The following is a 19,916-nucleotide window of genomic DNA, read 5'->3' on the forward strand; positions in this document are numbered from 1 at the left end:
ATCAATAATCATATCGGGAGATGCAGAATATGTTAAAGCCGTTTTTTATCGCCTTAGGGTTTCTTTTTTACAGTCAGGTAGCCTTTTCATGGTGTGCGGTGAACCCTATGCATTTAAAGAGTTACAATAACTCACCTATAGTTGATATAAATGTTGATCAGTTTGAGAAACTACCAACGTATTCTGAAGTGGCAGCAACTAGCTATCTTGTGCAAGGAATTTCAGCACATTTAGAGTGTGACAGTAAGGAATATCGGTTACTGGTTGAAGGCGACGCCGTCAGCCGTGGGACAGTAGGAGGTAATATATTCTTGCCACCACCATATCGTGGCGTTACACAGGTCTATCGCTCCAATGTACCAGAGATTGGCTACTATTTCCTGGCTAGAGTTCGGGCATTTAATACGAACTTTGTAACGGAAGCCATGCATTGGTTCAGGATTAATGAGAATTATATAAAAATCGCCGATACCCAGAGCGGGCCTGAAGGTTTTCGGGTGGTATTTGTCAAACTTAGGGGCTTTTTTAAAAAATACGGTTCGGAGGACAAGACAGTGAATTTGAATTTGAGTTTTGGTCTTCAGTCTAACACAGGGCCAAAAGCCATGGCTCCGATTAATGCCGTATATACATTCAGATTTCGGGGAAATACCTGTAATATAAGGGTACCGGCTGAATTTGATTTGGGGGATATTACCACCGAAGATCTGAAGAATGATCGCTCAGTATCAAAAACGCTGACCCTGGAAAGTACCTGCACCTTGCCACCGGATAACGCTGATGTGGTATTTAGCGGTAACTCAACGTCACCAGGCATACTTGATACAGTTGCTGCTAATAATATGCCCGTAGATAACCTGAAATTTAGGCTACTGGATAAAAGCAGCCAGCCGCTGCAATTTAATCATACATATAATCTGGCGACATTAAGTCGGCAGGGCAATCTGGCAAGCAACAATCATATTGATCTGAATGTGTCTCCCATTGTACAGGATAAAACTCACAAGATCCCATTAGGGAGAGTGAGCGGTAATTTAACCATGGAGATTACTTATCGGTAACATGGTATAGATAAATATTAAAAGTAACTGGCAATATTATTGTTGTGTTTTTAATAGAACATATATTGTTATTCAATGCGCCTTATATCCTTTCAGGGCGGGATATAAGGCGCGATTTTTTACCGAACCATTATCTTAGCCCTGCCAGAGATAAGAAGAAGTACAAGTGAGCGCATCTCGAATCACTTATTGTAGTAAGTGATTCGAGTGAGCGAGTGCAACTAACACCGCTGCGGCGCCAAGGACGAAGAGGAATTAAGCGCGATCTACCGGGAAGGCAATAACATCACTCAACCTTTCTGCGCCCAGCGCCAACATCACCAGACGATCAACCCCGAGCGCCACACCGGAACAATCCGGCAGGCCGTGCTTGAGGGCAGCAATCAAATTCATATCGATGGGATGCTGTGGCAAACCACGTTTTTCGCGACTGCGATTATCTTGCTCAAATCGTTTCAGTTGTTCATCACCGTCAGTCAGCTCATGGAAGCCATTCGCCAGTTCCATACCTTTAAAGTAAACCTCAAAACGTTCTGCTACACGATGATCTTCAGTGCTGATCACGGCGAGGGACGCCTGAGAGGCGGGGAAATGATAGACAAAAGCCGGTTTTTCGCGGCCAATGTGAGGTTCAACCCCGACGGTGAACAGTAATTGCAGCAGCGTATCGCGATCTTCTTCGGTATCGGCAATATTGCTTAAATCCAGTTTTGCCGCAGCTTCGCGTAATTGCGCTTTGTCCGCCGACAAGGGATCAATATCCAAATGGCGCAAGAATGCTTGTTGATAGGACAAGGTTTCCGCGCTGTTGCAATCCAGAATTTGCTGCAACAGGTCATCGACCTCATTCATTAAGCGGTACATATCATAATGCGGGCGATACCATTCCAGCATAGTGAATTCAGGATTGTGATGACGGCCAGCTTCTTCATTGCGAAAGCTGCGCCCCATTTGATAGATAGAACCACTGCCCGCCGCTAGCAGGCGCTTCATGTGATATTCCGGGCTGGTCATCATGTACAGCGTCAAACCATCGGCAGCGCCCGGGCCAACAAACCGGGTTTCGAATGGGACCAAATGAATGTCCGTCACTGTCGCTTGGCTCATGGTGGGCGTTTCAACTTCTAATACGCCGCGATCGGTAAAGAAACGCCGGATCTCTGCCATTATTGCTGCGCGCTTCAACAAATTGGCGATGGGTGCACTCGGCTGCCAGCTTGCCGTTTCGCTCATGGTGGTTAACTCCGAAATCAAACAGGGGGTGCAGTCTACTCGTATCTACTCACTCAGACAAATCTGTCACTCACTTGGCCGATTTCCCGCCCGGATTCAGCATTTCACTCTGCGAAAAAGACTTTTGCCCAGCATATCCTGTTTGGGATCACGTTTTTGCTAGTAATGCCCTTGAGGCGGTTCAAATAAAACAAAACAATCGATCACATCAAATTTCTACTGATTAGCATTGGGTATAATTATTCCCATGCAAAAAGTAAGAAATAGCTATTCTTAATAACATCATTCTGGTTAACAACCAATCAGTTAGCCAGCTAATAATATTAAAAGCCATTAAGAATAGAGATTCACTTTATATATTTTTCACTTGAACATTTGAACAATGGAGAAGCGCAGTGCAAACCTTTAACGCCGATCTTGCCATTATCGGGGCCGGGGGCGCTGGTTTACGTGCAGCAATAGCCGCAGCGGAAGCCAACCCTCAGCTGAAGATTGCTCTGATCTCGAAAGTATACCCAATGCGCAGCCACACTGTGGCCGCCGAAGGGGGATCAGCTGCTGTCACACAGGACCACGATACCTTTGACTATCATTTCCACGATACCGTCGCTGGTGGTGACTGGTTATGCGAACAAGATGTTGTCGACCACTTTGTTCATAGCTGCCCGGAAGAAATGGCGCAGTTGGAAATTTGGGGCTGCCCATGGAGCCGTAAACCCGATGGATCTGTTAACGTTCGCCGCTTTGGTGGGATGAAAATTGAACGTACGTGGTTTGCTGCGGATAAAACCGGCTTCCACATGCTGCATACCCTATTCCAAACCTCGTTAAAATATCCGCAAATTCAACGCTTTGATGAGCACTTTGTGCTAGATATTCTAGTCGATGATGGCCAAGCTCGTGGTGTTGTTGCCATGAATATGATGGAAGGCACGCGGGTGCAAATCCGTGCGAATGCGGTGGTCATGGCCACTGGCGGCGCAGGTCGGGTTTATCGCTATAACACCAACGGCGGTATTGTTACCGGTGATGGTATGGGGATGGCATTCCACCACGGCGTTCCACTACGTGACATGGAATTTGTGCAGTATCACCCAACCGGCCTACCGGGTTCTGGCATCTTGATGACAGAAGGTTGCCGTGGTGAAGGCGGTATTCTGGTCAACAAAGACGGCTACCGTTATTTACAGGATTACGGCATGGGGCCAGAAACCCCGCTCGGCGAGCCAAAGAACAAATACATGGAATTGGGCCCGCGCGATAAAGTTTCGCAAGCGTTCTGGCATGAATGGCGCGCTGGCCGCACTATCGCGACACCGCGTGGCGATGTGGTCTATCTAGACTTGCGCCATTTGGGTGAGAAGAAACTGCTTGAGCGCTTGCCATTTATTTGTGAATTGGCAAAAGCTTATGTCGGTGTCGATCCAGTTAAAGAGCCCATCCCGGTGCGCCCAACCGCGCATTACACCATGGGCGGCATTGAAACCAACCAACAGTGTGAAACCCGAATCAAAGGGCTGTTTGCAGTCGGCGAATGTTCTTCTGTTGGTCTGCACGGTGCAAACCGCCTGGGTTCTAACTCATTGGCAGAACTGGTGGTATTTGGCCGTCTTGCGGGCGAACAAGCCGCTTTGCGCGCCATGGAAACCGGGCCCGCTAACGGCAGTGCGCTGGATGCCCAAACCCGTGATGTGGAAACACGCCTGAGTAACCTGATGAAACAGGAAGGGACTGAAAACTGGTCCAAAATCCGCGATGAGATGGGCCTGTCAATGGAAGAAGGTTGTGGCATTTACCGCACACCGGAACTGATGCAGAAAACCGTGGATAAACTGGCTGAGCTGAAAGAGCGCTTCAAACGTGTGAAAATTACTGACAACTCCAGTGTGTTCAATACCGACCTGCTCTACACCATTGAGCTGGGTTATGGTTTGGATGTCGCCGAATGTATGGCTCACTCTGCTCTCAATCGTAGAGAATCTCGCGGCGCGCACCAGCGCCTGGATGAAGGTTGCACCGAGCGTGATGATGTTAATTTCCTCAAGCACACACTCGCTTTCCATAATCCAAACGGCGCACCACGCCTTGAACTCAGCGACGTAAAAATTACCAAGCTGGCACCGGCAAAACGCGTTTATGGTGGTGAAGCCACTGCGCAAGATGCGAAAGACGCCAAAGATGCGAAAGATTTAAAGGATAAGGAGCAGGCGAATGACTGATATGAAACTCCTGAAAATGGAAGTCATGCGCTATAACCCGGAACGTGATAGCGAACCTCACTTCGAAACCTTTGAAGTGCCTTACGATGAGCAGACTTCTCTGCTGGATGCGCTGGGTTATATCAAAGATAATTTGGCGCCTGACCTGTCTTATCGCTGGTCTTGCCGGATGGCGATTTGCGGTTCGTGCGGCATGATGGTCAACAAGGTGCCCAAACTCGCCTGTAAGACTTTCCTGCGCGAATATACCGGCGGGATGAAAGTTGAGGCGCTGGGTAACTTCCCTATCGAACGCGATTTAGTGGTTGATATGACTCACTTTATTGAGAGTTTGGAAGCCATCAAACCTTATATTATTGGCAATGAGCGCAAACCACAAGACGGCCCGAATAAACAGACTCCTGCTCAGATGGCGAAATACCATCAGTTCTCTGGCTGTATTAACTGTGGCCTGTGCTACGCCGCTTGCCCGCAGTTTGGTCTGAATCCTGAGTTTATTGGCCCAGCAGCCATCACTCTGGCCCACCGTTACAATCTGGATAACCGTGACCACGGTAAGAAAGAACGTATGCCACAGCTTAACGGCAAAAATGGTGTCTGGAGTTGTACTTTCGTCGGCTACTGTTCTGAAGTTTGTCCTAAACACGTTGATCCTGCCGCTGCGATCCAGCAAGGCAAGGTTGAGAGTGCCAAAGACTTCATGATCGCCATGCTGAAACCACAATAAGGGAGGGGAAACAGTAATGACTACTAAACGTAAAGCTTACGTCCGTACCATGGCCCCGAACTGGTGGCAACAGCTCGGTTTCTATCGTTTTTATATGTTGCGTGAAGGTACCTCCGTGCCCACAGTATGGTTCAGTATCCTGCTGATTTACGGAGTATTCGCACTGAAAAGTGGCCCGGCCGGCTGGGAAGGTTTCGTCGGATTCCTGCAAAACCCGCTGGTGTTACTGATCAATATCATTACGTTATTGGCCGCCGTGTTACATACCAAAACCTGGTTTGAACTGGCACCGAAAGCCGCCAATATTATTATTAAAGACGAAAAAATGGGTCCAGAGCCAGTTATCAAGGCGCTGTGGGTTGTGACTATCGTGGCTACCGCGATTATTCTGGCCGTTGCCTTACTCTAACCCGGAGGAGAACAAGATGAATCAAGTCCCTAAGCGCTCCGATGAACCTATCTTCTGGGGTCTGTTTGGTGCGGGCGGCATGTGGAGTGCCATTATTGCACCCGCGGTTATTCTGTTAGTGGCTATTTTGCTGCCTCTGGGCGCTTTCCCCGGCGAAGCATTGAGCTACGAGCGCGTACTGGCATTTTGTCAGAGTTTCATTGGCCGCGTATTCCTGCTGCTAATGATTATTCTGCCACTGTGGTGTGGTTTACACCGTATCCACCACGCCATGCATGATTTGAAAATCCACATCCCTGCCGGGAAATGGGTTTTCTATGGCCTGGCTGCCATTTTGACTGTGGTTGCAATCATCGGTGTTCTGACACTGTAATTGTCCACGCACGCACTCAGCGGCCCGTGCGCTTATGCCGGGCCGTTTTTTATTCTCCCGCTTATACCCCATTCCCACCAATAACTCAGATTCATCCATTTGCGTCTTTCATGGATGATAGCTATTCTCAATTACAGACTAATAATTGGAATATTAAGGAATACAGATGCGTCTGTGGTCAAAATTATCCGTAATAATAGCGACGTTGCTTTCGGTCGCTTGTAGTGTAACGCCGCCAAAAGACGTGAAAATCGTCGATAACTTCCAATTACCCCGCTATCTCGGCACGTGGTATGAAATTGCCCGGCTAGACCACTCCTTTGAGCGGGGGTTAGACCGTGTCACGGCTAATTACTCACTCCGCGATGATGGCGGCGTAAAAGTCATTAACCGGGGTTATAACACGAAGAAACAGCAATGGCAGGAGAGTATCGGGAAAGCCTATTTCATTGGCTCCCCACAGCAAGCTTCACTGAAAGTCTCTTTCTTTGGCCCATTCTATGGCGGCTATAACGTCATTGATTTGGATGATGAATACCAACATGCTTTGATTGCTGGCCCTAACCGGGAATATCTGTGGATTTTATCGCGCACACCGACGATTGATAACCAAACTCGAGACCGCCTGGTCGCTATCGCGAAGAATTATGGTTTCCTGGTGGAGCAATTGATCTGGGTGGAGCAGGGGAAAATTATCGCCGGGCAATGATATTGAAAGGCCCAGGTTTCTATACCACCGATAGAATCGACTAAGGGGGAGAGCCCCCTTGTCATTTATGACGCTAATTTCAACCCAATTATTCCCGCTAAAATCAGCCCCAGACTGAATACTCGCGCCAAACTGGCCGATTCGCCGAGCAGCACAATACCTAAAATGGCCGTCCCCACCGCACCAATACCGGTCCAAACCGCGTAAGCCGTGCCTGCCGGTAGAGTTTTCATGGCATAAGCCAATAAGAAAACACTGGCGGCCATCGCGACCAGAGTGACAATACTGGGTGTCAGCCGCGTAAAACCATGGGAATACTTCAGACCGATAGCCCAAATCACTTCCAATAAACCTGCAATAGCCAGAATAATCCAAGCCATGGTAAACCCCTTCACTCAGGCGGGGTCGTCCCCAGAAAAATAGATGCGTGCTGGGTCGTCCCAGACAGCAGATAGATAAGAATGATAGATTAGCACGCTAAATAATAAGCAGCAATCTCATGCCCCGCCAAAAAACCGTAGGCAATAACTGCCGATAACACGACATATATGCCCTAAATAATTCGAATTGCAGGAAAGCTGCGCGCGCGAAACAAATCAGTCGGGAACAGATTTGAACAGCATTTATGCTAGCCCGCAGGGTGAGCCTCAAGGATGAGGCTCATTCATCCCGATGAGCGTCGTAAGTGATTCGGGTTATTGAGCGTGACCAACACTCATGCAGCTTGCAGTATGACGGGTATGAGATTTATTCAGCACTGCGCTCAATAGCACTACCTGCGCTTTGAACATCTTTACCGACACCTTTGGTGGTATTACAGGCGCTCAATGAAGAGATAACTAATAATGAGAAAATAATAGCGATGCTTTTCTTTAACATGATAAAAATTCCTTATGGAGCGTGAGTAAATTCGCCCTATAAGCATAGTCAAAAAAACAATGTTGCACTTTTTCTGACTTAAATCACTGTCGTCAATGGGCCAAATCCAGATAGCAGAAAACCGCCGATTAAGCGGTTTTCTTTTGTTCTCAGCGCAGTTTTCGTCACAACTGAAACATTGTGGCCTACTGACTTATTTAACGCGAGAAACGTATTCGCCAGAGCGGGTATCAACTTTGATGACTTCGCCAACCTGTACGAATAGTGGCACTTTGACCACTGCACCGGTGCTCAGAGTTGCAGGCTTACCACCGGTACCGGCAGTATCACCTTTCAGACCTGGGTCAGTGTCAACAATTTCGAGTTCAACAAAGTTTGGTGGGGTGACAGCGATAGGCTGACCATTCCACAGAGTTACAATACACTCAGCCTGATCAATCAACCACTTAGCATTATCACCAATGGCTTTAGCATCGGCTTGCAGTTGTTCGTAAGTCTCGTTATTCATGAAGTGCCAGAACTCACCGTCGTTGTACAGGTAAGTCAGGTTGAGGTCGTTAACGTCTGCGCCTTCCAGAGAATCTGTTGATTTAAAGGTCTTTTCAACACGCCCGCCGGTCAGCAGACGGCGCATTTTAACACGAGCAAAAGCCTGGCCTTTGCCTGGTTTTACGAACTCGCTGGACTCAACTGAATAAGGCTCGCCCTCGAACATGATTTTAAGACCGGGACGAAAATCGTTGCTATAATAACTGGCCATGATGGTCCTCAAGAAACTGGTAATAAGCCTAAAAAATGGCAAGTATTGTAACCCGAAACATGCCAATTAGAGAAGATTGGTTGCAACAACTCGCCGATGTAATTACAGATCCGGACGAATTGCTAAGAATTTTGCTGTTAAATGAACATCCTAACCTGCAACAAGGTACTGCTGCGCGTCGTTTATTCCCCTTAAGAGTGCCCCGCGCATTCGTTTCGCGCATGCAACCGGGAAACCCATCAGACCCATTATTGCTTCAAGTGCTCACCGCACGGGAAGAATTTATTGCCGCTCCCGGTTTTACCGACGATCCACTTGATGAACAGCGCAGTGTTGTTCCCGGCCTATTGCACAAGTATCGTAACCGCGCGCTATTGCTGGTCAAGGGCGGCTGCGCTGTCAATTGCCGCTATTGTTTCCGCCGTCATTTCCCTTATCAGGATAACCAAGGCAACAAGGCCAATTGGCGTCAGGCACTAGATTATGTTCGCCAACATCCTGAACTGGATGAGATTATTTTTTCCGGCGGCGACCCGTTAATGGCAAAAGATAGCGAACTCAGTTGGTTATTGGACGAGATCGAAAGTATCTCCCACATCAAACGGTTGCGTATTCATACTCGCTTGCCGGTCGTCATCCCGGCGCGCATTACCACTGAGCTATGCCAGCGGCTGAGTAATTCGCGATTACAGGTGGTGATGGTGACACATATCAACCACGCCAATGAGATTGACGCATCTTTCCGTGACAGTATGGCACAGCTGAAACAAGCGGGCGTAACCCTGTTAAATCAGAGTGTGTTGTTACGTGGCGTCAATAATGATGCTGAGGTGTTGGCAACATTAAGTAATGCATTATTTGATGCCGGAATTCTGCCTTATTACATCCATGTGCTGGATAAGGTACAAGGTGCGGCTCATTTTATGGTCGATGACGATGAAGCTCGGCAATTAATGAAAGGATTACTGCGGCGTGTGTCTGGGTATCTGGTGCCGCGCTTAACGCGAGAAGTTGGGGGGCAACCTAGCAAAACACCACTAGACCTCCGATTGATGCAGGATGAATAATTCGGGTGCTTGAGTGTAACCAACACATCTGTAATTTGAAAGATGACGGGTATAACAATCAGGGGATGCTATAGCCTCCCCTGATTTATTCACGTTCGAGCTTCAGATATCAAGGACACTTATAGACTTCGCCGACCATTTTGCTGTCTAGCGGTGCAAAGCTTGATAAGAAGGTTTCACTCGGGCTGGTTGCGCCATAGATAACATTGCCGCCCATTGCCGCTGCTTTATTGCGCAGATCATTTGCCGCACCGCGCATCGAGCTACTTTCACCGCTTGAGATCCAATTGCTCTGAGTCCCCGTCACCTGCCCAACCAACTGGCATTCACTACCCGGTTTGGTATCGGAGAACTTCACTTGCTCGCCCGCTGAACTCAATTGATTAGTGGAGCTACAGCCTGCCAGCAACAATGCCGCTGAAAGACCAAGTAACACTTTAATCCGCATTTTTTTCCCCATTCGAAGTTGAGAATCACGCTAAAGATTACCAGAAAGCACCGCTGCCGTTGGGGCATTCGCTGCCGAAATTATCCAGGTACCCGATGTCGAGACTGATGGCTAATGATTAACAGTTTACACATTAAATGTGTCCCGCAGATAAAAAAAGTCCTGCAATCATCACACAGAGCAAAATAAAACTGCTTTTAGGGCGCGAGTTTGCAAAATGTGAATCAGAAAAGGCTGAGTATATGCCCTAAATAATTCGAGTTGCAGGAAGCCAGCAATTGAGTAAATCCCCTATAAGCTTACTCAAGAAAGTAATCAACGCACATGCAGCTTGAAGTATGACGGGTATAAAACATGGACGAGGCCAGGTTATGACAGGTGTTAGTGTATAGCAGGTTTTATTCCCATAAAAAAAGCGAGCAGGTTACCCCACTCGCTTTAGGTTTATAGCTTAATCAGCAATCAATGAAGCTATAGGGTTGGGGGGCATTACATCATGCCGCCCATGCCACCCATACCACCCATGCCGCCAGCGCCCATATCACCGCCTTTGTCATCACGTGGCAGATCAGTGATCATGCACTCGGTGGTGATCATCAGGCCAGCAATAGAGGCTGCGTACTGCAGAGCAGAACGAGTCACTTTAGTTGGATCCAGGATACCCATCGCGATCATGTCGCCGTATTCTTCGCTGTACGCGTTGTAGCCGTAGCTACCTGAACCCGCTTTAACGTTGTTCGCGATAACAGAAGCTTCTTCACCGGCGTTAACGACGATCTGGCGCAGTGGGGATTCCATCGCACGCAGAGCAACTTTGATACCGACGTTCTGGTCTTCGTTGTCGCCTTTCAGGCCAGCAGCAGTGATAGCAGATGCAGCACGAATCAGTGCAACACCACCACCAGCAACCACGCCTTCTTCTACCGCAGCACGGGTTGCATGCAGAGCATCTTCAACGCGTGCTTTTTTCTCTTTCATTTCAACTTCAGTTGCAGCGCCAACTTTGATAACGGCAACGCCGCCAGCCAGTTTAGCCACACGCTCTTGCAGTTTTTCTTTGTCGTAGTCAGAAGTTGCATCTTCAATTTGCTGACGGATCTGAGCAACACGGCCCTGAATCGCAGCTTCGTCGCCTACGCCATCGATAATGATAGTCGTGTCTTTGTTGATAACAACACGTTTCGCCTGACCCAGATCTTCCAGAGTGGTTTTTTCCAGTTCCAGACCGATTTCTTCAGAAATAACGGTACCAGAAGTCAGGGTAGCGATGTCTTGCAGCATAGCTTTACGACGGTCGCCGAAACCAGGTGCTTTAACCGCAGCCACTTTAACGATACCGCGCATGGTGTTAACCACCAGAGTCGCCAAGGCTTCGCCTTCAACGTCTTCTGCAATGATCAGCAGTGGTTTACCGGCTTTTGCTACGGCTTCCAGAACTGGCAGCATTTCGCGGATGTTAGAGATTTTCTTGTCAGCCAACAGGATGAATGGGCTTTCAAGTTCAATAGAACCAGTTTCTGGTTTATTGATGAAGTAAGGAGACAGGTAGCCACGATCGAACTGCATACCTTCTACTACGTCTAGCTCGTCTTGCAGGCCTGAACCTTCTTCAACGGTGATAACGCCTTCTTTACCGACTTTTTCCATCGCTTGTGCAATCAGCTCACCTACAGTTGAGTCTGAGTTCGCAGAGATGGTACCAACCTGAGCAATCGCTTTAGAATCAGAGCAAGGTACAGACAGTTTTTTCAGCTCTTCAACAGCAGCGATAACTGCTTTGTCGATACCGCGTTTCAGGTCCATTGGGTTCATGCCGGCCGCAACTGCTTTCAGGCCTTCAGTGATAATGGATTGAGCCAATACCGTTGCAGTAGTGGTACCGTCGCCCGCAGCGTCGTTCGCTTTAGAGGCAACTTCTTTAACCATCTGTGCACCCATGTTCTCAAACTTGTCTTCCAGTTCGATCTCGCGCGCAACCGAAACACCATCTTTGGTGATCGTTGGGGAGCCAAAAGACTTGTCCAGAACTACGTTACGGCCTTTCGGGCCCAGGGTCACTTTTACTGCATCAGCAAGAATGTTTACGCCGCGTAGCATTTTGATGCGTGCGTCGTTACCGAATTTTACGTCTTTAGCTGCCATTGGTATGATTTCCCTTAACTCGTTCAGTTCAGAAGATTAGAGAGCGCGAATTACGCTTCAACAATTGCCAGAATGTCGCTTTCGGACATGATCAACACTTCTTCATGGTCGATCTTCTCTGACTTCACGCCGTAACCATCGTTGAAAATAACGATGTCGCCAACTTTCACATCCAGTGGTTTGATCTCACCGTTATCCAGGATGCGACCATTGCCGACAGCCAGAACTTCACCACGGGTAGATTTACCCGCTGCAGTGCCAGTCAGAACGATGCCGCCAGCAGATTTGGATTCAACTTCTTTGCGCTTGACGATAACGCGGTCATGCAATGGACGAATTTTCATTGATAGCTCTCCTATTGAGAAGGTCCGTATCAGGTTTAGGATTAGTACCGGCTTGCCTTCACAACCGATACCGTGGCTATCTTAATGGGGGCGACTTCACATCCCTTCAAGGGAGAGGACAAAAAAAATTTCAGTTTTTTCTTGTCCTGAGAGGGCTAATTTTAGCCATCTCTCCGCCGACCCACCAAAGAAAGCTTAGAAATTAATTTTATTAATTTATGATTAATAAACAACCCATTAGAGAAGTGGATGGCTTATTTATCCTCTTTAAAACGATTATCTGTCGATTTATCATCAGCATCCGGACGATGCTCGACGATGAAGTGGTCATCGGCTTTGCGCTGAAACTCACCGTCAAAGGTATTTCCGCCACCCATAGGGCCACTGCCCGTGCCAAAACCGCCGCCACGATAAATATTCAAATGTGGCATCAGCTTTAACGTCAACGATTTTTGAATCGGTGGTAATAACAGCAACAAGCCGATGAAGTCGGTAAAGAAACCAGGGATCAATAATAAGAAACCGGCCAATACCAGTGAGACACTTTTCACCATTTCAGCCGCAGGGCTTTCACCCGCCGCCAGTTTTTGTTGCATCTGCATGAAAGTTTTTATCCCCTGATTGCGCACCAGAGATATCCCCACACAGGAACTGAAGACCACCAACAATAGGGTAACCATCACACCCAATACGGCTGCGACCTTGATAAATATCGATATTTCTATATATGCCAATAAAAATATCAGCGCTAACGGTAACCAACGCACCGCATTCTCCTTATTCCAATCATTCAGTACCTCTCATCAGGATGAACCTGACTGACAGATACCATGAAAACCTTGACCCGGCTGGCGCTGACTCTGTTTTTTCCTTTATTAGCGGATTTCAGCGTCAGCGCCCCCTTCAACGAGGGTCGACCCTAATAAAATGGTGGTGGTTGAATCGCTTTTCAAGTTAGGTGCATACTTTTATTACTGATTAGTACAACTGTGAGAGAAATCACAGATATCAGATCATCTCAATTAATTCCGGCCATATAGTGATCCTAGTTCAAGGCTTTTTATCACTAAGCAGCATATGATCCTGTCAGCAATAAGATGAATGGTTAATCTTTCCGTACTCAAGGTTCATTTCCGCATCATAATTGCTCACGGCGACATAATGCAGTTAACAAATACAAAACAAGACAGCAGATTAGAGAAGGTTCTCATGTCAAATAACATTCGTATTGAAGAAGACCTGTTAGGTACACGAGAAGTCCCCGCAGAGGCTTACTACGGTGTTCATACCCTGCGTGCGATTGAAAACTTCTATATCAGTAACAGCAAGATCAGTGATGTGCCAGAATTTGTACGCGGCATGGTCATGGTAAAAAAAGCAGCGGCGATGGCGAACAAAGAGTTGCATACCATCCCACGCAAAATTGCTGATGTCATTATTCAGGCATGTGACGAAGTTCTGGATAAAGGGAAATGTATGGATCAGTTCCCGGTTGACGTGTTCCAAGGCGGCGCCGGTACTTCTTTAAACATGAATACCAATGAAGTTCTGGCCAATATCGGCCTGGAACTGATGGGGCACCAGAAGGGGGAATATCAATACCTTAACCCTAACGACCATCTGAATAAATGTCAGTCCACTAACGATGCCTATCCAACCGGCTTCCGCATTGCGGTTTATGCTTCCATCATGAAGCTCATTGATGCTATCAATCAGTTAAAAGAAGGCTTCGAAAGAAAATCCAAAGAATTCGAAAAAATCTTGAAAATGGGCCGTACCCAATTGCAGGATGCAGTACCAATGACACTGGGGCAGGAATTCAAAGCCTTCGCGGTGTTATTAAAAGAAGAAACCAAAAATCTGCAACGTACCGCAGAGTTGCTGTTAGAAGTTAACCTAGGTGCCACAGCCATCGGTACTGCTCTGAATACACCAGAAGGTTACTCACAGCTGGCGATACAAAAACTATCTGAAATCAGTGGGTTGGCTTGTGTTCCGGCCGAAGATTTGATTGAAGCGACCTCTGACTGTGGTGCTTACGTGATGGTGCACAGCGCACTGAAACGTCTGGCTGTTAAGATGTCAAAAATCTGCAACGACTTACGTTTGCTCTCTTCTGGCCCACGCACAGGTCTGAATGAAATCAATCTACCAGAATTGCAGGCCGGTTCTTCCATCATGCCGGCAAAAGTAAACCCGGTGATCCCTGAAGTTGTTAACCAGGTTTGTTTTAAGGTGATCGGTAACGACACTTGCATTACTATGGCGGCCGAAGCAGGTCAGCTCCAATTGAACGTCATGGAGCCGGTGATTGGCCAGGCTATGTTTGAGTCCATCCACATCCTGACAAATGCTTGTTACAACCTGTTGGAAAAATGCATCAATGGCATTACGGCCAACAAAGAAGTCTGCGAGCGTTATGTCTTTAACTCTATCGGTATCGTTACTTATCTGAACCCATTCATTGGTCACCATAATGGCGACATCGTGGGCAAGATTTGTGCGGAAACCGGCAAAAATGTGCGGGAAGTGGTTCTGGAACGCGGCTTATTAACTGAAGCCGAGTTGGACGATATTTTCTCTGTCGAGAACCTGATGCATCCTGCCTATAAGGCAAAACGTTATACCGATGAAAATGAACAATAAAATAATCATCCGGTAGCCCTATAAGGCACGCATGCTCCTCTGGACAGCGTGCCTTTTTACTTTCTAGCAAACACAACTTTTTAACTTTAATTTTTCATTTGGATCAAGGAGTAAACACTATGATAGCCGTAGAATTAGTCATTGTTCTGCTGGCCATTTTTTAGGGGCCAGGTTGGGCGGTATCGGTATCGGTTTTGCAGGGGGGATTGGGGTTCTGGTATTGGCGATTATTGGTGTCAAACCCGGCAGCATTCCGTTTGATGTTATTTCAATTATCATGGCTGTTATTGCCGCCATATCTGCAATGCAGGTTGCAGGCGGTATGGATTATCTGGTGCAACAAACTGAAAAGTTACTGCGCAAGAACCCAAAACACATCACCATCCTTGCTCCGTTGGTCACTTATTTTCTGACCATCTTTGCCGGGACAGGTAACATTTCTCTGTCAGCCCTGCCAGTGATTGCAGAAGTGGCGAAAGAACAAGGCATCAAACCTTGCCGCCCACTGTCTACCGCAGTGGTTTCCGCACAAATCGCCATTACCGCATCCCCAATTTCTGCGGCAGTGGTCTATATGTCTTCCGTCATGGAAGGCCACGGCGTCAGCTACTTACATTTACTGATGATAGTCATCCCATCCACCCTATGTGCGGTGTTTGTGATGTCACTGATTGTTTCCTGGTGCTTTAACTCCAAACTGTCTGATGATCCCGTCTATCTAAAACGTTTAGAAGAAGGTCTGGTCACTCTACGTGGCGACACGGTTAAAGTGATTAAACCACGGGCTAAAACCTCCGTACTGCTGTTCCTGGCGGGTGTGTTGTGTGTTGTGGCATATGCCATCATCAACAGCCCAAGTGTCGGTCTGGTGGCAACACCACTGATGAACACCACTAACGCCATCCTGATCATCATGCTGAGTGTGGCGACCATCACCACGATGGTGTGTTCAGTTGATACCGACTCAATACTGAATTCCAGCACCTTCAAAGCTGGGATGAGTGCTTGTATTTGTATCCTTGGTGTAGCCTGGTTGGGCGATACCTTTGTACAACACAACCTGGACTGGATTAAAGAAACTGCGGGTAGCTTGATTCAAGCTCACTCATGGTTGCTGGCTGTTATTTTCTTCTTCTGTTCAGCACTGCTTTACTCACAAGCTGCAACTGCCAAGGCATTGATGCCAATGGCAATGGCACTGAATGTTTCACCACTGGCAGCGATTGCTTCTTTCGCAGCGGTTTCTGGTCTGTTCATTCTGCCAACCTACCCAACACTGGTTGCAGCAGTACAAATGGATGACACCGGCACCACGCGTATTGGCCGCTTCGTATTCAACCATCCATTCTTCATCCCAGGAACCATCGGGGTTGCACTGGCCGTTTGTTTCGGCTTCGTGATGGGCGGTCTGGTTCTGCAATCTATCATCGGTAAATGGGGCGCGCGATGCGCCCCACTCTCATTTGCGAGCTTCATCGCATCTATTCCACTGTGATATAAATCATCTTCTGACCTCCCCCGACTTCAGGGTATAGTACGTTTTATAAGCCGATGACTTCACTCATTGCGTTATCTCTAAATTTCCCACACCACCATAGAACAGCACTACCAATGAGGTTAAAATGTCTGATTGTGATGCAATTGTGGTATTGTGCACCGCACCTGATGAGGCCAGCGCACAGGATTTAGCCGCGCAGGTTCTGGGGGAAAAACTGGCCGCCTGCGCTACGTTGTTACCGGGTGCGACCTCGATTTACTACTGGGAAGGTAAACTTCAGCAAGAGTATGAAGTCCAGCTTCTGTTCAAGAGCAATACCGGCCATCAGCAAGCGCTTCTCAGCTATATCAAACAACATCACCCCTACCAGACACCGGAATTGCTGGTGCTGCCGGTACGGGACGGAGATAAAGATTACCTGTCATGGCTCAACGCTTCATTACTCTGATTCTGCTGCTGTGCAGCATTTTACTCGCTCCGCACAGCGCACAAGCTTCACTATTTGGTGATAATGCCACTTTGGGCCCCAAAAGCGCCCAGAGCCGGTTTATTCCAGTCGATCAAGCTTTTGCCTTTGATTTCCGCCAACAAGGCGACCAGCTCACGCTGAGTTGGCAGATTCATCCTGACTATTATCTGTATCGCCAGCAAATCAAAATCGTGCCCAAAAATGCCACTCTCGGAACATTTATCTTGCCGGAGGGTATAGCGCACCACGATGAATTCTATGGCGAAGTTGCCATTTTCAAGCAACAGTTAACACTGAAAATCCCGATAACACAGGCCGGTGAACAGGCCAGTGTCAGTGTGACTTATCAGGGCTGTGCCGAGGCTGGTTTCTGCTATCCCCCTGAAACACGGGTGGTTCCGCTCTCCGCTGTCACCGCCGGTTCATCCGTAGTCACCATGCCGCCAATCGCTGCCACCACAACTCCGGCACCAACTGAGCTGCCATTTTCCCCTTTATGGGCGTTGCTCATCGGTATTGGCATCGCCTTTACCCCTTGTGTCTTGCCGATGTACCCGCTGATTTCAGCTATTATTCTCGGGCGTGAAAAGCCCCACAGTCAGCGGCGGATATTGCTGCTCGCGGTAGTATATGTGCAAGGAATGGCGCTGACTTACACCTTACTCGGCCTGGTGGTTGCGGCGGCAGGCTTGCAATTTCAGGCCGCGCTACAGCACCCTTATGTATTGATTGGGCTATCAGCGCTGTTCGTGCTATTGGCGCTCTCGATGTTTGGCCTCTATTCGCTGCAATTGCCCTCATCACTGCAAACCCGACTGGTGCAATGGAGCAGCAGCCAGCGCGGCGGTTCACTAGCCGGTGTGTTCGCCATGGGTGCACTGGCGGGTCTAATTTGCTCGCCGTGCACCACCGCCCCGCTCAGCGCCATTCTGCTGTATATCGCCCAAAGCGGTAATATGCTGGCCGGTGGCGGAACACTATATTTGTATGCTTTAGGAATGGGTATTCCGCTGGTGATTGTGACGCTGTTCGGCAACAAACTGATCCCGCGCAGTGGCCCGTGGATGCAATATGTCAAAGAAGCTTTCGGCTTTGTCATTCTGGCGCTGCCCGTGTTCTTGCTGGAAAGAGTGCTGGGGGATGTTTGGGGCTTACGTTTATGGAGCTTGCTGGCGATCGCCTTCTTCGGCTGGGCATTTGTATTAAGTCTGAAAGCTCACTCCGGTTGGGCGCGAGCTTGTCAGTTATTGCTGCTGGCCGCCTTACTGGTGGCTGCTCGCCCGCTGCAAGACTGGGCTTTCGGCAACCATATACAACAGAGTGAAATTAAGCACTTAAGTTTTAAGTCAGTGACCAATTTACCTCAGTTACAGGCGGCATTAGCCCAAGCGAAAGGTCAGCCGGTGATGCTGGATTTATACGCCGACTGGTGTGTTGCCTGTAAAGAGTTTGAAAAATACACTTTCAGTGATGACAAGATTCAGCGCCAGCTAGCCGATACTGTATTACTCCAGGCTGACGTAACAGCCAACAGCACCGAACATGGCGCGCTGTTGAGACAGTTAAATGTGTTGGGCTTGCCGACCATCCTGTTTTTCGATTCGCAAGGCAATGAAATCCCCGCAGCCAGCGTGACCGGTTTTATGAATGCGACGGAATTCTTGCAGCATTTACAAAATCTACCGCGCTAGCTGTTAACTGATTAATATCCTTTTAGGTGGATGAGCATTGAGTCCGGCTCATTCACCCTCGTTTTTAGCTTTCCCCACCGCCATGCCTATTGCCAAGGTTGCAGCAATATTACGCGCAGTCCTGAACACATTGTCTGCTGCATCATCCAGCGCTTGCTCCAGAGTGCAAACACGGTAAATCACACTAAAAATCGCATCCAATCCGTGCTCATACACCACATCCACATCGTCGGTCAGGCTACCGGCAATCCCAATCACCGGTTTGTTATAACGCTTGGCCACTCTGGCGACACCGATAGGCACTTTGCCGTGAATGGTTTGGCTATCCATCCGCCCTTCTCCGGTAATGACAAAAGTGGCATCGCGGACTAAAGCATCCAGCCCCAACGCATCGGTCACAATATCAATCCCCGGACTGAGGGTCGCGCCGCAAAAAGCCAGTAACGCCGCACCTAGTCCCCCTGCCGCACCCGCCCCTTCAACCTGGTCAACATCGACATCCAGATTGCGTTTAATCACCTCGGCATAATGCCGTAGCCCCTCATCCAGTTGAGCAACCATAGTAGGTGTGGCCCCTTTCTGCGGGCCGAAAACAGCAGAAGCCCCTGCCCGCCCCGTCAGTGGGTTGGTGACATCACAAGCCACATCGATTTGGCACTGTTTAATCCGCGGATCGCACCCTGAAATATCAATCGCGGCCAACTCAATCAGCTTACCGCCGCCAAAGCCAAGTTGCTTCCCTTGCTTATCCAGCAACTTGATACCCAGCGCCTGTGCCATCCCCGCACCACCATCATTGGTGGCACTGCCTCCAATGCCGATAATGATCTGTTTCACGCCCTGATCAAGCGCATTGCAAATCAATTCACCGGTACCATAAGAGGTGGTTTTCAACGGGTTACGCAAAGATGGAGGGACAAGCTCTAGCCCACTGGCAGCAGCCATTTCAATAAATGCACATTTTTTATCACCGGATATGCCGTAAAAGGCATCAATTTTTGCCCCCAACGGCCCGGTCACAGTGGTCTTAATAACTCGACCGGCCGTAGCCGCAACCATAGCTTCTACCGTGCCTTCGCCGCCATCAGCAACTGGCAGCTTGATATATTGTGCGTCAGGAAATTGGGTACGAAAACCCGCTTCAATCTGCACAGCAACATCCAACGCGGATAAACTTTCTTTATAAGAGTCTGGAGCAATGACTATTTTCATAAATGATTCAATCTCATCAGCGACCCGCT

At 48.3% G+C, this 19,916-nt stretch carries 19 protein-coding genes and 1 pseudogene; 11 read left to right on the forward strand and 9 right to left on the reverse strand.

From position 1 onward, the window contains the following. Positions 1 to 29: 29 nt before the first annotated feature. Positions 30 to 1,061, forward strand: coding sequence for a fimbrial protein (locus DX162_RS04150; protein WP_032820819.1), 1,032 nt, complete (start codon positions 30 to 32; stop codon positions 1,059 to 1,061). Positions 1,062 to 1,316: 255 nt separating this feature from the next. Here DX162_RS04150 and epmA read toward each other — a convergent pair whose 3' ends face one another. After that, a complete protein-coding gene (gene epmA, locus DX162_RS04155; RefSeq protein ID WP_032820817.1) occupies positions 1,317 to 2,294 on the reverse strand; it encodes an elongation factor P--(R)-beta-lysine ligase in 978 nt (325 codons plus the stop codon). A 395-nt stretch (positions 2,295 to 2,689) separates the two neighbouring features. Between epmA and frdA the strand changes: the two genes are divergently transcribed. The 5 genes from frdA (at position 2,690) to blc (ending at position 6,731) form a co-directional block, all read left to right on the forward strand. After that, positions 2,690 to 4,513 (forward strand): fumarate reductase (quinol) flavoprotein subunit, encoded by a 1,824-nt coding sequence (gene frdA, locus DX162_RS04160; protein ID WP_004392452.1) that lies wholly within the window; start codon positions 2,690 to 2,692, stop codon positions 4,511 to 4,513. After that, positions 4,506 to 5,240, forward strand: a complete 735-nt coding sequence (locus DX162_RS04165) for a succinate dehydrogenase/fumarate reductase iron-sulfur subunit (protein ID WP_032820816.1) — start codon at positions 4,506 to 4,508, stop codon at positions 5,238 to 5,240. Before frdA ends, DX162_RS04165 begins: the two co-directional genes overlap by 8 nt. A 16-nt stretch (positions 5,241 to 5,256) precedes the next feature. Beyond that, positions 5,257 to 5,649, forward strand: a complete 393-nt coding sequence (frdC, locus tag DX162_RS04170) for a fumarate reductase subunit FrdC (protein ID WP_032820814.1) — start codon at positions 5,257 to 5,259, stop codon at positions 5,647 to 5,649. A gap of 16 nt (positions 5,650 to 5,665) precedes the next feature. Continuing rightward, a complete protein-coding gene (gene frdD / locus DX162_RS04175; protein ID WP_004392449.1) occupies positions 5,666 to 6,022 on the forward strand; it encodes a fumarate reductase subunit FrdD in 357 nt (118 codons plus the stop codon). A gap of 166 nt (positions 6,023 to 6,188) precedes the next feature. Next, positions 6,189 to 6,731, forward strand: coding sequence for an outer membrane lipoprotein Blc (blc, locus tag DX162_RS04180; RefSeq protein ID WP_032820813.1), 543 nt, complete (start codon positions 6,189 to 6,191; stop codon positions 6,729 to 6,731). A 65-nt stretch (positions 6,732 to 6,796) separates the two neighbouring features. Here blc and sugE read toward each other — a convergent pair whose 3' ends face one another. From sugE to efp, 3 genes are all read right to left on the reverse strand, one after another. Continuing rightward, positions 6,797 to 7,111, reverse strand: coding sequence for a quaternary ammonium compound efflux SMR transporter SugE (gene sugE, locus DX162_RS04185; protein WP_004392447.1), 315 nt, complete (start codon positions 7,109 to 7,111; stop codon positions 6,797 to 6,799). Between the two features lie 367 nt (positions 7,112 to 7,478). Then, positions 7,479 to 7,610 carry an entericidin A/B family lipoprotein gene (locus DX162_RS04190; RefSeq protein ID WP_004392446.1) on the reverse strand — a complete coding sequence of 44 codons (132 nt, stop codon included), beginning with the start codon at positions 7,608 to 7,610 and terminating at the stop codon, positions 7,479 to 7,481. Positions 7,611 to 7,803: 193 nt separating this feature from the next. Next, entirely contained in the window at positions 7,804 to 8,370 is a 567-nt protein-coding gene (gene efp / locus DX162_RS04195) for an elongation factor P (protein ID WP_049561631.1), read from the reverse strand. 35 nt (positions 8,371 to 8,405) lie between these two features. Between efp and epmB the strand changes: the two genes are divergently transcribed. Beyond that, positions 8,406 to 9,437 (forward strand): EF-P beta-lysylation protein EpmB, encoded by a 1,032-nt coding sequence (gene epmB / locus DX162_RS04200; RefSeq protein ID WP_032820428.1) that lies wholly within the window; start codon positions 8,406 to 8,408, stop codon positions 9,435 to 9,437. 109 nt (positions 9,438 to 9,546) lie between these two features. Here epmB and DX162_RS04205 read toward each other — a convergent pair whose 3' ends face one another. From DX162_RS04205 to DX162_RS04225, 4 genes are all read right to left on the reverse strand, one after another. Continuing rightward, positions 9,547 to 9,885 (reverse strand): DUF4156 domain-containing protein, encoded by a 339-nt coding sequence (locus tag DX162_RS04205; RefSeq protein ID WP_005175566.1) that lies wholly within the window; start codon positions 9,883 to 9,885, stop codon positions 9,547 to 9,549. Between the two features lie 489 nt (positions 9,886 to 10,374). Next, the gene (groL, locus tag DX162_RS04215) at positions 10,375 to 12,027 is read right to left on the reverse strand and encodes a chaperonin GroEL (protein ID WP_049561618.1); all 1,653 of its coding nucleotides are present in this window, start codon (positions 12,025 to 12,027) and stop codon (positions 10,375 to 10,377) included. Positions 12,028 to 12,077: 50 nt separating this feature from the next. Continuing rightward, positions 12,078 to 12,371, reverse strand: coding sequence for a co-chaperone GroES (locus tag DX162_RS04220; RefSeq protein ID WP_004391824.1), 294 nt, complete (start codon positions 12,369 to 12,371; stop codon positions 12,078 to 12,080). A 254-nt stretch (positions 12,372 to 12,625) separates the two neighbouring features. Then, complete coding sequence (locus DX162_RS04225) at positions 12,626 to 13,138, reverse strand: FxsA family protein (RefSeq protein ID WP_032820427.1); 513 nt, start codon at positions 13,136 to 13,138, stop codon at positions 12,626 to 12,628. Positions 13,139 to 13,580: 442 nt separating this feature from the next. Between DX162_RS04225 and aspA the strand changes: the two genes are divergently transcribed. The 4 genes and pseudogenes from aspA (at position 13,581) to DX162_RS04245 (ending at position 18,675) form a co-directional block, all read left to right on the forward strand. After that, the gene (gene aspA, locus DX162_RS04230; protein ID WP_004391821.1) at positions 13,581 to 15,017 is read left to right on the forward strand and encodes an aspartate ammonia-lyase; all 1,437 of its coding nucleotides are present in this window, start codon (positions 13,581 to 13,583) and stop codon (positions 15,015 to 15,017) included. A gap of 119 nt (positions 15,018 to 15,136) precedes the next feature. After that, positions 15,137 to 16,434: pseudogene (locus tag DX162_RS04235) on the forward strand (anaerobic C4-dicarboxylate transporter); the annotation flags it as partial. Between the two features lie 205 nt (positions 16,435 to 16,639). Next, complete coding sequence (cutA, locus tag DX162_RS04240; protein ID WP_004391819.1) at positions 16,640 to 16,963, forward strand: divalent cation tolerance protein CutA; 324 nt, start codon at positions 16,640 to 16,642, stop codon at positions 16,961 to 16,963. Beyond that, complete coding sequence (locus DX162_RS04245) at positions 16,939 to 18,675, forward strand: protein-disulfide reductase DsbD (RefSeq protein WP_032820426.1); 1,737 nt, start codon at positions 16,939 to 16,941, stop codon at positions 18,673 to 18,675. Before cutA ends, DX162_RS04245 begins: the two co-directional genes overlap by 25 nt. 48 nt (positions 18,676 to 18,723) lie before the next feature. Here DX162_RS04245 and DX162_RS04250 read toward each other — a convergent pair whose 3' ends face one another. Continuing rightward, on the reverse strand, positions 18,724 to 19,887 hold the full coding sequence (locus DX162_RS04250) for a glycerate kinase (RefSeq protein WP_004391815.1): 1,164 nt from the start codon (positions 19,885 to 19,887) through the stop codon (positions 18,724 to 18,726). Positions 19,888 to 19,916: the final 29 nt, after the last annotated feature.

The sequence above is a fragment of the Yersinia kristensenii genome (assembly GCF_900460525.1).
Lineage (GTDB): Bacteria > Pseudomonadota > Gammaproteobacteria > Enterobacterales > Enterobacteriaceae > Yersinia > Yersinia kristensenii.

Excerpts from the sequence above, each read along its gene's own strand:
- aspA (WP_004391821.1), top strand. The coding sequence starts at position 13,581 with ATGTCAAATAACATTCGTATTGAAGAAGACCTGTTAGGTACACGAGAA.
- frdC (WP_032820814.1), top strand. The coding sequence starts at position 5,257 with ATGACTACTAAACGTAAAGCTTACGTCCGTACCATGGCCCCGAACTGG.
- efp (WP_049561631.1), bottom strand. The coding sequence starts at position 8,370 with ATGGCCAGTTATTATAGCAACGATTTTCGTCCCGGTCTTAAAATCATG.
- epmB (WP_032820428.1), top strand. The coding sequence starts at position 8,406 with ATGGCAAGTATTGTAACCCGAAACATGCCAATTAGAGAAGATTGGTTG.
- DX162_RS04250 (WP_004391815.1), bottom strand. The coding sequence starts at position 19,887 with ATGAAAATAGTCATTGCTCCAGACTCTTATAAAGAAAGTTTATCCGCG.
- DX162_RS04165 (WP_032820816.1), top strand. The coding sequence starts at position 4,506 with ATGACTGATATGAAACTCCTGAAAATGGAAGTCATGCGCTATAACCCG.
- DX162_RS04190 (WP_004392446.1), bottom strand. The coding sequence starts at position 7,610 with ATGTTAAAGAAAAGCATCGCTATTATTTTCTCATTATTAGTTATCTCT.
- groL (WP_049561618.1), bottom strand. The coding sequence starts at position 12,027 with ATGGCAGCTAAAGACGTAAAATTCGGTAACGACGCACGCATCAAAATG.
- cutA (WP_004391819.1), top strand. The coding sequence starts at position 16,640 with ATGTCTGATTGTGATGCAATTGTGGTATTGTGCACCGCACCTGATGAG.
- DX162_RS04205 (WP_005175566.1), bottom strand. The coding sequence starts at position 9,885 with ATGCGGATTAAAGTGTTACTTGGTCTTTCAGCGGCATTGTTGCTGGCA.
- DX162_RS04245 (WP_032820426.1), top strand. The coding sequence starts at position 16,939 with ATGGCTCAACGCTTCATTACTCTGATTCTGCTGCTGTGCAGCATTTTA.
- blc (WP_032820813.1), top strand. The coding sequence starts at position 6,189 with ATGCGTCTGTGGTCAAAATTATCCGTAATAATAGCGACGTTGCTTTCG.
- epmA (WP_032820817.1), bottom strand. The coding sequence starts at position 2,294 with ATGAGCGAAACGGCAAGCTGGCAGCCGAGTGCACCCATCGCCAATTTG.
- DX162_RS04220 (WP_004391824.1), bottom strand. The coding sequence starts at position 12,371 with ATGAAAATTCGTCCATTGCATGACCGCGTTATCGTCAAGCGCAAAGAA.
- sugE (WP_004392447.1), bottom strand. The coding sequence starts at position 7,111 with ATGGCTTGGATTATTCTGGCTATTGCAGGTTTATTGGAAGTGATTTGG.
- DX162_RS04150 (WP_032820819.1), top strand. The coding sequence starts at position 30 with ATGTTAAAGCCGTTTTTTATCGCCTTAGGGTTTCTTTTTTACAGTCAG.
- frdD (WP_004392449.1), top strand. The coding sequence starts at position 5,666 with ATGAATCAAGTCCCTAAGCGCTCCGATGAACCTATCTTCTGGGGTCTG.